Origin of the sequence: Actinoplanes sp. NPDC049802 (assembly GCF_040656595.1) — a bacterium.
In the GTDB taxonomy this organism is placed as follows: Bacteria; Actinomycetota; Actinomycetes; order Mycobacteriales; family Micromonosporaceae; genus Actinoplanes.
The window spans coordinates 48,722-59,684 of record NZ_JBFAMR010000036.1; the positions used below are offsets into that span (position 1 = coordinate 48,722).

8 protein-coding genes are annotated in these 10,963 nt (G+C 72.0%); 4 read left to right on the forward strand and 4 right to left on the reverse strand.

The window, feature by feature from the left end; genetic code table 11:
- Positions 1 to 168 precede the first annotated feature (168 nt).
- The gene (locus AB0I88_RS24305) at positions 169 to 1,890 is read right to left on the reverse strand and encodes a hypothetical protein (RefSeq protein ID WP_361028681.1); all 1,722 of its coding nucleotides are present in this window, start codon (positions 1,888 to 1,890) and stop codon (positions 169 to 171) included.
- Positions 1,891 to 1,997: 107 nt separating this feature from the next.
- On the opposite strand from AB0I88_RS24305, the gene AB0I88_RS24310 reads away from it, so the two are divergent.
- Positions 1,998 to 3,233, forward strand: coding sequence for an acyltransferase (locus AB0I88_RS24310; RefSeq protein ID WP_361028684.1), 1,236 nt, complete (start codon positions 1,998 to 2,000; stop codon positions 3,231 to 3,233).
- Positions 3,234 to 4,125: 892 nt separating this feature from the next.
- Here AB0I88_RS24310 and AB0I88_RS24315 read toward each other — a convergent pair.
- A complete protein-coding gene (locus AB0I88_RS24315; RefSeq protein ID WP_361028687.1) occupies positions 4,126 to 5,355 on the reverse strand; it encodes an MFS transporter in 1,230 nt (409 codons plus the stop codon).
- 8 nt (positions 5,356 to 5,363) lie between these two features.
- Positions 5,364 to 6,473: a DegT/DnrJ/EryC1/StrS family aminotransferase gene (locus AB0I88_RS24320; RefSeq protein ID WP_361028690.1), complete on the reverse strand. Its 1,110-nt coding sequence runs from the start codon at positions 6,471 to 6,473 to the stop codon at positions 5,364 to 5,366.
- A gap of 320 nt (positions 6,474 to 6,793) precedes the next feature.
- Here AB0I88_RS24320 and AB0I88_RS24325 point away from each other — a divergent pair, with 320 nt between their 5' ends.
- Genes AB0I88_RS24325 through AB0I88_RS24335 form a run of 3 tightly spaced genes read left to right on the forward strand, consistent with a single transcriptional unit; the run spans position 6,794 to position 9,854 of the window.
- Positions 6,794 to 7,723 carry a thiamine pyrophosphate-dependent dehydrogenase E1 component subunit alpha gene (locus AB0I88_RS24325; protein WP_361028693.1) on the forward strand — a complete coding sequence of 310 codons (930 nt, stop codon included), beginning with the start codon at positions 6,794 to 6,796 and terminating at the stop codon, positions 7,721 to 7,723.
- Complete coding sequence (locus AB0I88_RS24330) at positions 7,720 to 8,745, forward strand: transketolase C-terminal domain-containing protein (protein ID WP_361028696.1); 1,026 nt, start codon at positions 7,720 to 7,722, stop codon at positions 8,743 to 8,745. The genes AB0I88_RS24325 and AB0I88_RS24330 overlap by 4 nt, the downstream gene beginning before the upstream one ends.
- Positions 8,742 to 9,854, forward strand: coding sequence for a biotin/lipoyl-containing protein (locus AB0I88_RS24335; RefSeq protein WP_361028699.1), 1,113 nt, complete (start codon positions 8,742 to 8,744; stop codon positions 9,852 to 9,854). The genes AB0I88_RS24330 and AB0I88_RS24335 overlap by 4 nt, the downstream gene beginning before the upstream one ends.
- Positions 9,855 to 9,910: 56 nt before the next feature.
- On the opposite strand, the gene AB0I88_RS24340 is transcribed toward AB0I88_RS24335, so the two are convergent.
- Positions 9,911 to 10,951 carry a glycosyltransferase family 2 protein gene (locus tag AB0I88_RS24340; RefSeq protein ID WP_361028702.1) on the reverse strand — a complete coding sequence of 347 codons (1,041 nt, stop codon included), beginning with the start codon at positions 10,949 to 10,951 and terminating at the stop codon, positions 9,911 to 9,913.
- Between the last annotated feature and the right edge of the window lie 12 nt (positions 10,952 to 10,963).

Genomic DNA, 10,963 nt, shown 5'->3' on the forward strand with positions numbered 1-10,963 from the left:
CAGCGCCCCGGAGCGGGACCGGCGGCAATCGGCGGTGGCGGCGCCCGGCCCGGCCTGCCCGGCCACCGGTCTCAGCCCGGCGGGCGCGGCACAGGCCGGGCCACGCGGGGAGATCGCGCCGAGCAGGCGGGACGGGGTGGTTCCGTGGGGGCGTCGTGGCGCGTACCCCTAATGATCTTTGATGACCAGGAGATTCAGCAGGAAGGCGACCGTCGCGGGCTCGGGGTCGGCGCGCCCGGACAGGACCTCGTCGAGCCAGGCGCCGTTGATCAGGCCGGTGTCGCGCAACGGGGCCGTGGTCTCCGGCACGGCCCGCCAGTGCGTGACCACGAGCGAGGCCATCTCGGTGGCGCCGAGCTGGGGACGGCCCTGCCCGCGCAGTTTCTGCCGGATCTTGCGAGCGGCTTTGTGGGCGGTGACCCGGTACGCCGCGGTCCGTGCCGCGAGACCGGGTCTGCCCAGCCGGTTGGGGATGAGACCGGAGTCGAGCGGCACGGCGGCCAGCTCGGTGTCGAGGAGGCTGATGAGCCGGCCGGTGAGCAGCCCGCCTCGTTTGTCCTCGGGCCGGACGGCGTGCGCGAGCTGGATGAACCGGCGGTCGAACATCGGGTTGACGAAGTGCCGGTTCGCGGCGGCGACCGATCCGTGCGCCCCGGACCAGCGCTGCATCCGCTGGTAGAGATAGAAGTGGTCGGTGGCGGCCAGCCACTCGGTGGGACAGCCGTCGAACGACTCGGTGATCAGGTCGAGGGCGTCGGCGCGGGCGGACGCCGCGAAGTCGGGCGCCAGAGCGGCGCTCTCGACGGCCTCGTTGGCGTAGAGCCGCCAGTTGGCGAGTTTCTCGATCAGTCTCGGGCTGGTGGTGGCGCCGCCCGGCTGGCCGAAGTAGTAGAAGCCACGGCAGGTCTCACCGCCGAGCCCGGACAGCCGGTGGCCCTGGTCGAGTCGCGCCTCGGCGCGCAGCAGCGGGGCGAGGGCGAGCGGGCTGGCCATGGCGCCGAGCTCGCGAGCGGCGCGAAGGGCCAGCTCATGGGCTTCGGCCGGGGTGACGGCCGGGCCCTCGTCGAGCCAGTGGACGTGCAGGTTCATGCCGCACATGTCGGCCAGGCGGGTGGCGAACCGCGAGTCGACGCCGCCGTGCACGTCGAGGGTGAGCGCGGCCAGGCCCTTGCGCGCAGCGGGCCGGATGGCGGCGAGCAGCACCCGGGTGTCCTGCCCGCCGGTGAGCTGGAGCACCGACTCCGGGTGGTCGCGCAGGTAGGCCTCGTGGAACTCGGTCATCAACTCGGCCTGCTCGGCGGCGGCGTCCTCGACGGACGGCGGCGGGCCGTCGACGGCGAGGGACTCCCGCACATAACGGTGCAGGGTGACCTGTCCGTCGCCGAGGACGGCCAGGCAGCCGGCCGGGACCTTGTGCACGCCGGCGAAGACGGTGCGCAGCCCGACCTGCCAGCCGACCAGGCTCTGCACGGCGAGCGCCTGCCGGTCGGCGCCGGCGCCGGCCAGCTCGGCCAGAGCGATCGCGCTGGTGGAGACGGCCGCGACACCGGCGCCCTGCCACCAGAAGAGCTGCTGGAAGCCGAGCCAGTCGGTGGCCACGACGACCGGCGCGGACGGGCCGTCGCGGTGGGCGGCCGCGAACGGCGGGACGAGGGCGGCGAGCCTCTCGCCGTCGGCCTTGACACCGTCGCGCAGCAGGGCGCCGAGCGCTTCGGTGGGCACGTCGCCGGTCCGGGTGCGGGCGGTCTTGCCGAGCCGGACGGTGAACGCGCCGTCCGCCCCCACCTGGTCGGCCGGGTCGGGCCCGTCCATCGACACCCAGCCGTCAGAGGTCCGGACGCTGCCGCTCATCGGGGCCGCGTCACCGGAAACCGCGAGGAACGACCTCACCGCTTAATTCCAAACATATGAGGCACTCTAGTCTCCACAAAGGCTCGACGGCTGTCATTGTTCCGACCCGTTGGAAATACGTTACGGATACGTGGTTTACTCCTCTGATGCGGCGGACCGTGGACTCGGCCTTCTCCACTCCGGACAACAGTTTCGGTTTCCTTCGCCTGTTGTTCGCCTTCGCGGTCCTGGTCTCGCATTCGCTGCCACTGGGTTACGGCGAGGAGGACCCGGGCGGCGTGCTGACCCACGGGCAGACGGCGCTCGGCGAGATCGGCATCCTCGGCTTCTTCACCATCTCCGGTTTCCTGATCACCCGCAGCGCGGGCCGGCTGACGCTGCCGCGCTACCTGTGGCACCGGGGTCTGCGGATCCTGCCCGGCCTGTGGGTGTGCCTGGTCGTCACGGCGTTCGGGTTCGCGCCGGTGGTGGCACTGATCGAGCGCGGCACGCTGGCCGGGTTCTTCACCGCGCCGGGCGGCCCGTTCGGATACGTGCTGAACAACGCGCTGGTGATGATCCGGCAGTACGGCATCTCCGGCCTGCTGCTGGACACGCCGTACGGTGAACTGACCGGCGACTCGGTGTTCAACGGTTCGCTGTGGAGCCTGATGTACGAGGTGCTCTGCTACCTCCTGGTCGCCGGTCTGGCCGTGGCCGGGGTGCTGCGCCGGGCGCGCTGGGCGGTCGTCCTGCTCACCGCCGGGCTGTTCGCGCTGATCGTCCGCGACTTCGTGACGGCCCCGGAGATCCCCGGCCCGCAGGGTGACTACGGCCCGCTGTTCGGCGTCGGCGCGGTGGACACCCGGTCGCTGGTCTACCTGACCTACGTGTTCCTTCTGGGCGCGTTGTTCGAATTGTTCCGCCGGCGGATCCCGTTGCACGACGTGGGCGCGATTATCGCCGTGGCGGTGCTTGCTGGAACCGTCCAGTTCGGGGGATTCGCCGTTCTCGGTTATCCCGCGTTCGCATATCTGGTGCTGTGGCTGGCGGTCCGTTTGCCGCGCCATTTCCGTCGAATCGGGCGGCATCAGGACTACTCATACGGTTTCTATATCTACGCCTTCCCGGTGCAGCAGTCGCTGGCCCTGGTGGGAGCGCCGCGCCTGGGTCTGGCCGTCTACATCCTGCTCGCCACGGCGGGCACGTTCGCGCTGGCGATCCCGTCCTGGCACCTGGTGGAGCGGCCCGCCATGGCCTGGAAGAACTGGTCGCCCCGTCAGCGGATCACGGCCGGTGACCAGGCGTCCGGGATGAACAGCCGCGGCGAGCCGGTGCCGTCGGCCGGGACCGTCCACACGTCGCTGGCCGACGGGCCCTCGCCGGAGCGCGGCAGCCCGTAGAGCACCGAGCCGTCGTCGAGCCATTCGATCTGGTCGTCGACGCTGTGTTTCTCGGCCAGCAGGGTGCTCTTGCCGGTGGCGAGGTCGAGGACGGCGATCAGCCACTGGCCCTTCGCCTGCCCGTTGCGGGTCTTGAACGCGACCTTCGTGCCGTCCGGCGACAGCGACGGGCACTCGGCGTCCTCCCGCACGGAGACCAGCCGCCGGGTCTTCAGACTGCCCCGGACCAGCCAGGTCCGGTCGCCGGACGCGGCGGTGGCGTAGAAACCGTCGTCGTCGCCGGTGAACGTGACGCCCCACATGTTGCGATCCGGAGCGGTGACCTTCCGCCCGTCGACGAGCAGGGTGAAGTCGGTCTCCAGGTTGAGGCTCTTTCCGCCGGTCAACGGGGTGACCAGGGTCTCGGTCGAGAACTCGCCCGGCGAGGTGTAGTCGTGGCCGGCCACGAACGTGGTGGTGGCGGCCCAGCCGCCGTCCGGGGAGAGCCGGGTCCGGCTGGGCACCCCGGCCAGCGGCAGCTCCCGGCGGACCTGCCAGTCGTCGCCCAGAACCTCGGCCCGGTACGTGGTGACGAGGCCGGGTTTGGAGTACAGGCAGACCGCCTCGCCGGAGCGCGCGTAGACCCGGTCGCAGCGGGCCCGGGTGAAGGCGCGCGGACCGTCCGGGGCGGTCAGCGGCGCCACCGCGACCCGCCCGTAGTCGTCGCCGATCGCCGTGCTGCGGAACACCACCCGCGGCTGCCGGGACGCCACGGCCAGGTCGGTGACCGGCACCGGGGGCGCCGCGGCCACCGCGTCGGCCTGCTTCTGCCGGGAACGGGCCACGAACGTGACCGTGCCGAGCACGGCCAGGACCAGCACGGCCGCGAACGCCACCAGCCGGATGCGCAGGCTCACTCGTCGATGCCTTTCAGCAGCCGCCAGGCCACGGTCATGCCCGCCACCAGCAGCCCGGCGGCCAGCAGCAGTGCGGCGGACGGGCCCATCAGCTGCCACAGCACGGCGAACGTCAGCGACATGGCGAACCGGGACAGCACCACGACGGTCTGCGCGGCCGCGATGCCGCTGCCCCGCGCCTCGGCCGGAACCCGGGGGCTGATCAGCGCGGGCAGCACCCCGTCGGTGGCCGCGTAGTAGGCGCCGAGCAGGCCGAGCGCCAGCAGGGTGAGAGCGAGACCACCGCTCGGGGCGGCGGCGACCAGGTACACGGCCAGCAGCGCGAGGTGGCCGCCGAGGAACACCCTGGACCGCCCGACCCGGTCGGCGAGACGGCCCACCGGCACGGCCAGCAGCAGGTAGACGACGTTCGTGCCGACGTACATGAGCGGGAACCAGCGGGCCGCGAAGTCGTCGCGGTGCTGCAGCGACAGGTAGAGGAAGCCGTCGCCGACGGTCAGCAGGCCCAGCAGGCCGACCGCGAGCAGTGGCCGCCGCAGCCGGGGACTCGCCAGCTCGGTGAACATCCGGCGCAGCGGCAGGCCGGCGCCGGCGGCGGTCCGCCGGTCCGGCACGAACAGCACCAGCACGGCCACGCCGACCAGGCCGAACGCGAACGACGCCACGAACACCGAGCTGTAGCCGCCGGGCACCAGCAGCAGCAGCGCGAACGCCACCAGCGGCCCGAGGGCCGCGCCGATCGTGTCGAGAGTCCGGTGTACGCCGAACGCCCGCCCCAGCACACCGGGGTCGGACACGTCGGCGATCAGCGCGTCCCGCGGCGCGGTCCGGAACCCCTTGCCCAGCCGGTCGGCGGTCACCACGGCGGTGATCGCCGCGAACCCGTGCGCCGGCACGAGCGCGATCCGGCTGAGGGCGGAGACACCGTACCCGGCCGCGGCGATCCACTTGGGCCGCCGCGACCGGTCGTTGAGGTAGCCGCCGAAGATCCGCACCACGGCGCTGACACCCTGGTAGAGACCGTCGACCACGCCGTACGCGATCAGGCTGAGCCCCAGCTCCGCGGTCAGGTAGAGGGGCAGGACGGCGGCCACCATCTCCGACGACACGTCGGTGAGCAGGCTGACCACGCCGAGCAGGAACACCGTGGCCGCGATGCGGGGCCGCCGGCCGCGGGGACCGGCCGCCTGCTCGCCGGCGGGCCGGTCCCGGATGGTGATGTACACGGTGGTGCTCAGTCCTCCAGCGCGGCGGCGAGCGCCCGCACGACCGTCTCCTGCTGGTCCACGGTGATCTGCGGGTACAGCGGCAGCGACAGGATCTCGCCGGCCGCCTGCTCGGCGAGCGGGAAGCTGCCGGCCGGGAACCGCGCGTCGGCGAACGCCGGCGTCAGGTGGATCGGGTACGGGTAGTGGATGCCGGCGCCGACACCCGCCTCGTGCAGCCGGGCGAGCACGGCGTCCCGGCGGGCGGGGCCACCGGGGACGCGCACCACGTACAGATGCCAGACGTGCTCGTTGCCCGCCAGGGTGGCCGGGCGGACCACCTCGACGTCGGCGAGCATCTCGTCGTAGCGGGCGGCGGCGGCGCGGCGGGCGGTGTTCCACGCGGCGAGCCGGGTCAGCTTGGCGCGCAGCACGACTGCCTGGAGCGCGTCGAGCCGGCTGTTGACGCCGGCCAGCTCGTGCACGTACTTCTTCAGGCCGCCGTGGCTGCCCAGTGTCCGGACCACGGTGGCCTGGCCCTCGTCGGGGGTCAGGACGGCGCCGGCGTCCCCGTACGCCCCGAGGTTCTTGCCGGGGTAGAAGCTGGTGGCGGCGATGCCGTCGGCGCCGGCGCCGCGGCCGTGCCGGAGCGCGCCCTGGCACTGGGCCGCGTCCTCGACCACCGCGACGCCGCTGCCGGCCAGCGCGGACCGCAGTTCGTCGGCGGCGGCGAGCTGCCCGTAGAGGTGCACCGGGACGACGGCTTTCGTCTTCGGCCCGACCGCGGCCAGCATCTTCGCCACGTCGACGAGGTAGGTGGCCGGGTCGATGTCGACCGGCACGACGCGGGCCCCGATCCGGGCGACCGGCTCGACCGTGCCGACGAAGGTGTTGGCCGGCACGACGACCTCGTCGCCGGCGCGGACCCCGGCCGCCCGCAGCGCCAGCTCCACCGCGTCGGTGCCGTTGGCCACGCCGACGCAGTGCCGGGCGCCGGAGAACTCGGCGAACTCACGCTCGAACGCCGTCACCTCGGGACCGCCGACGAAGCCGGTGGTGGCCAGCACCCGTTTGAAGCCGGCGTCCACCTCCTCGGCGACCTCGGCATGGGCGGCTTGCAGATCGACGAGCGGAATCATGTGCTGTGCACTCCCACGGGAAAGGGCTCTTGAGTGGACGCACGTTACCGCTCAGGGGTGACAACCGGCAGGTCAGTGACGGGTTTCCGGCACCGGCGTCTATGTCACGGCACGTCGCGATCCGCTCGTCTACTGTAGTCAGCGCCGTGCCGGCCGCTGCCACCCGAAGGGTGGGGTGAGCCGTCCGTTCGGCTCGTATTCGTCGATCCCCGGCGCTTCCGCGATGGCTGAAGGTGTCTGCATCGGACACCGCACCGTCGGTATCGTCGGCCGGGATCATCCGTCCCGGCGCGGGGCGGACAGGGGGAGGCACGATTTCTATGTCGACGGCGCTCGCGCCGGCCGGGACCGACGAGCGGCTCACCGGGGTCCCCGGCGAACCGCTCGGTCACCGGCGGTACCGGCGGATGCGGTTCATCCGCCGTTTCGAGGAGACGCTGCTCCGGCTGTTCGAGGAGGGCGCGCTCAACGGCACCACGCACGCCTGCATCGGGCAGGAGGCCGACGCGGTCGCGGTGACCGAGCACCTCGGCGACGGCGACCACATCTTCAGCAACCACCGCTGTCACGGGCACTACCTGGCCCACTCCGGTGACGCGCTGGGCCTGATGGCCGAGATCATGGGCAAGGAGGCCGGCGTCTGCCGCGGGCTCGGCGGCAGCCAGCACATCTGCGCGCCCGGCTTCAAGTCCAACGGCGTGCAGGGCGGCATCGTGCCGAACGCGGCCGGCATCGCCCTGGCCAACCAGCTCTCCGGGAGCCGGGCGGTGAGCGTCGTCTTCATCGGCGACGGCACCCTGGGCGAGGGCGTGGTCTACGAGACGATGAACATGGCGGCGCTGTGGAAGCTGCCGCTGCTGGTGGTCTGCGAGGACAACCGGTGGGCGCAGAGCACCCCGGTCGCGGCGAACCTGGCCGGTGACATGGCGGCCCGGTTCAGCGCGTTCGGCGTGCCGGTGCGCGAGGTGGACAGCACCGACGTCGAGGAGCTCAGCCGGATCGCCGGTGAGGAGATCGGGCAGGTCCGGGCCGGGGACGGTCCGCGGGTGCTGCTCATTCACACGTACCGGCTGTGTCACCACTCCAAGAGCGACGACGAGCGGCCGGAGGACGAGATCGCCGCGCACTGGCTGACCGAGCCGCTGGTGGTGCACGGGCGCCGCCTCGACGACGCCGACCGGCAGCGGATCGACGACGAGGTGGAGACCGCGCTGGCCGAGGTCGTGGCGACGGCGAGGGCCTGCGCGTGATCTTCGCGAAGGAGCTCAACGACACCCTGCGGGGCGCGCTCGGCGACGACCGGCGGGTGGTGCTGCTCGGTGAGGACATCGCCGATCCGTACGGTGGGGCGTTCAAGGTGACCCGTGGGCTGTCCACGGCGTACCCGGACCGGGTGCGGACCACCCCGATCAGTGAGGGCGCGATCGCCGGGATCTCGGCGGGGCTGGCGCTGGCCGGTTACCGGCCGATCGCCGAGGTGATGTTCGGCGACTTCCTCACGCTGATGTTCGACCAGGTGGTCAACCACATCACCAAATACCAGACGATGTACGCGGAACAGGCGACGTGTCCGGTGGTGATCCGCGCGGCGACCGGCGGGCATCGCGGCTACGGGCCCACGCACAGTCAGAGCCTGGAGAAGCACTTCCTGGGTGTGCCCCATCTGCGGGTGGTCGCGGCGTCGCTCTACCACGACCCGCGGGTGGTGTTCGCCGACTTCCTGCGCCGCGACGAGCCGGTGCTGTACGTGGAGCACAAGCTGCTCTACCCGCAGCACCTGACGCTGCCCGAACACGGGCGGGTCGGCGACCTGCTGGCCACCGTCGACGGCTCCCCCGGCATGCTGCCGACCGTCCGGCTGTCCGCGGTGCCGTCCGGGGACTGCACGGTCAGCGTCCTGGCGTACGGATATCAGGCTCTTCTGGCGGCCCAGGTGATCGAGCGCCTCGCCATCGAGGAGGAGATCTTCGCCGAGCTGATCGTGCCCGCCCAGATCGCGCCGATGGACTGGGCGCCGGTGGAGCGTTCGGTGGCCGCCACCGGCCGTCTCGTCACCGTCGAGGAGGGCGCCGACGGCTGGTCCTGGGGCGCCGAGGCGGCGTCGGTGATCTCCCGCCGGCTGTTCGGGCGGCTGCGCGGCCCGGTCGACGTGGTCGCCAGCGAGCCCACGATCATCCCCTCGTCGAAGACGAAGGAGGCGGGCGTCCTGGTCGGTGCCGCCCGTGTCGAGGCGGCCGTCCGCGCCGCCGCAGGTGTGAAGGAGACCTGGTGAATCCCGTCCTGGTGCCCACCAACGACGTCAACAGCGAGCACGGCATCCTGGTGATGTGGTTCGCCGACGACGGCGCCGAGGTGGAGAAGGATGAACTGCTCGCCGAGGTGGAGACCAGCAAGGCGGTCCTCGAGGTGCTCGCGCCGGCGGCCGGGGTGCTGCTGCACCGGGCCGCGAAGGGCGCCGAGGTGCCGTTGACGGACCCGATCGCCCAGCTGTTCCCGGACGCCGCGGCCCGTGACGCGTTCCTGCTCGCCGAGAAGGAGGAGGCCGCCGCACAGCCCGCGGAGGGGCCGCGCGCCACGGTGAAGGCGGTGCGGCGGGCCGCCGAGCTCGGCGTCGATCTGGCGTCGCTGGGCCTGGACCGGCTGATCACGGTGAAGGACGTGGAGGCTGCCGCGGTCGTGGAGCCGGTGGCGGTGGCGGATCTTCCGGAACCGCTGGCCGCAGCGCCGGGCCGGCAGCGGATCCTGATCGTCGGGGCGGCGCTGGGCGCCACCCAGGTGCTCGACATCCTGGCCGGTAGCACCACCCAGCAGGCGGTCGCGATCGTCGACGACGACACCTCGCGGTGGGGCGCCGACGTGCACGGGGTGCCGGTGGTCGGTGGCAGCGGGCGGCTCACCGAACTGTTCTCGGCGGGTGTCTTCGACGCGGTGGTGATCGCGATCGGCAGGTCTCCGGCGGTGCGGGCCCGGTTCCGCGCGATGTGCGCCGAGGCGGGGATCCCGCTGGCCAACGCCATCGACCCGACCGCGAAGATCGCCACCGACGTGCGGCTCGGGCAGGGCAACATCATCTGCGCGTTCTGCCACGTGGCGACCGGGGCGACGGTCGGGGACAACAACTTCTTCTCGGCGTACAACTCGTTCGACCACCACAGCGTGATCGGCGACGACAATGCGAGCGGGCCGTCGGTCTACACGTCCGGGAAGGTCACCATCGGCAGCCGGATCCGGTTCGGCACCGGCATCGTCGTCGAACCGGACGTGGTGATCGGTGACGACGCGGCGATCGCCTCGGGCGCGGTGATCGTCAGCTCGGTGCCGGCCGAACACGCGGTCAAGACCAAGATCGTGACGACCACCGTGGTACCCCTGCGGCGTTGATCCATTCTTCGGGGTGCGCGTGAGGACGACCTCACGCGTACCCCGATAAAAAGGTTCTAAATGCCGCGACGCTCCCAGGAGCGCCACCAGAGCCACTCACGGCCCTTGTTGGCCACGGCCGACAGGATCAACGGCTGGAGGTACGGCATGGCGCGCGGCCCGATCCGCTTGCGTACTCCGAGCGCCCGGTACTCGGGCAGGTTCCGGTAGTCGGGCCAGCAGTCGGCGGCGAAGGCCACCAGCTCGTCCTCCGGAACCGTGGCGGTGCGGCCCCGGTCGTAGGCCCGGACGGCCCGCCGCAGCGCGAAACGGGCCAGCCGCCGGTGCACCATGGCGTCCCACCGGTCCGCCTCGGGCAGCAGGTCACGCGTCTTGGTCAGCACCGCCTCGTAGGCGGTCCGCCGCTGCCGCAGGTCGTCGAGCTGCCCGGCGAAGTCGGTGGCCGACATGTTCTTGCCGTGCAGCCGGTAGTAGGCCTGGTCGGCCTGCACGTAGCCGACGTCGGCGTGCGCCGCGAGCCGCATCCACATCTCGATGTCCCCGGCGTGCGGCAGCTCCGGGTCGTAACCGCCGACCTTGTGCTGCAGCGTCGTGCGGACCACCACCTCGGGTGAGGTGATGCAGCCGGTGCCTTCCCGGAACCGGCGCTCCAGCCACCAGTGGCCGTTGTAGACCTTGGTGCCGCCGGTGCCGAGGTTCGCCTGCGGCGGCGGGCCGGGATGCTGGAAGTGCACCGGATGGCCGTAGGCGAAGCCGGCCTCCGGATGGGCGTCGAGCAGCGCCACGGCCCGGGTCAGCGCCCCCGGGGTGAGCATGTCGTCGGCGGACAGCAGCGCGCAGTAGTCGCCGTCGGCCCATTCCAGCAGGCCCTCGTTGTAGGTGGCGATGTGGCCCTTGTTCTGTTCGTGCACCCGGACCTCGACGCGTGGGTCGGCCTCGGCGATGGCCCGGGCCTTGTCCGCCGAGTCGTCCGGTGACGCGTCGTCGATGATCAGCACCCGGACGTCGACGCCCGGGTTGTCGAGCACGGTGTCCACGCATGCCCGCAGGTAATCGCCGTACTTGTAGCACGGGATCACGACGCTGACCGAACTCACTTCTTCTCCCCC

What these genes read in the sequence shown, in the direction of transcription:
- AB0I88_RS24310 (WP_361028684.1), top strand. Translation starts at nt 1,998, where the DNA reads ATGCGGCGGACCGTGGACTCGGCCTTCTCCACTCCGGACAACAGTTTC.
- AB0I88_RS24320 (WP_361028690.1), bottom strand. Translation starts at nt 6,473, where the DNA reads ATGATTCCGCTCGTCGATCTGCAAGCCGCCCATGCCGAGGTCGCCGAG.
- AB0I88_RS24325 (WP_361028693.1), top strand. Translation starts at nt 6,794, where the DNA reads ATGTCGACGGCGCTCGCGCCGGCCGGGACCGACGAGCGGCTCACCGGG.